The 230-nt window shown below is 60.0% G+C and carries 1 protein-coding gene; it reads right to left on the bottom strand.

What is annotated here, in order from left to right; translation table 11 throughout:
* The coding region (locus R0K30_RS23855) for a cytochrome P450 family protein (protein WP_410613548.1) at positions 1–230 on the bottom strand (230 nt) is incomplete at both ends.

The raw sequence follows: 230 nt of genomic DNA, 5'->3' as shown, positions 1-230 counted from the left end.
CGGCAGCGCCAGCTGCCGATAAATGATCCGGAAGGGATAATGCAGGGTGAATGCCTGCACCAAGTCCGCCTCGCCCCGATCAACGAACGCCTCCATGAGCTCATGCACCACGGGGTCGACCAGTTCGTCACCCCAGGCAGCGACCGTCTGAGGCAGAAACGCCTTCTGGAAAATTCTGCGAAATCGCGGATGCTCAGGAGCGTCCATGGTGGAAATACTGCGCCCGAAGC

Source organism: Bacillus sp. SIMBA_154, from assembly GCF_046536015.1.
Taxonomy (GTDB): domain Bacteria; phylum Bacillota; class Bacilli; order Bacillales; family Bacillaceae; genus Bacillus; species Bacillus pumilus_P.
This window is presented reverse-complemented; position numbering and strand designations above follow the sequence as displayed.